Consider the following 270-nt stretch of genomic DNA (forward strand, 5'->3'; position numbering starts at 1 on the left):
CTGGTGTTGCTCGACGAGCCGACCGCCAGTCTGGACGCCGACACCGAACAGCGCCTGATCGCCGGCTTCCAGGCGTTGGCCGAAGAAGGCCGTACGCTGGTCATCGCCACCCACCATCCGGCCTTGAGGGCCATGGCGACGCGTCAGCTGTGCCTGACCCGCGATGGGGTCGTTGGCACCATTGGAGAGACACAGGATGCTGGGGAGGGCGCATCATGATCGAACCCGCTCGCACTCTCGGTCCTGGCTCCACTCCCTCGACGCGCGAGG

At 67.0% G+C, this 270-nt stretch carries 1 pseudogene; it reads left to right on the top strand.

Features of this window, described 5'->3' with window-relative positions:
• A pseudogene (locus R0J88_RS20395) lies at positions 1–219 on the top strand (type I secretion system permease/ATPase); the annotation flags it as partial.
• Positions 220–270: the final 51 nt, after the last annotated feature.

Origin of the sequence: Pseudoalteromonas sp. SIMBA_162, assembly GCF_046535955.1 — a bacterium.
GTDB classification, from domain to species: domain Bacteria; phylum Pseudomonadota; class Gammaproteobacteria; order Enterobacterales; family Alteromonadaceae; genus Pseudoalteromonas; species Pseudoalteromonas marina.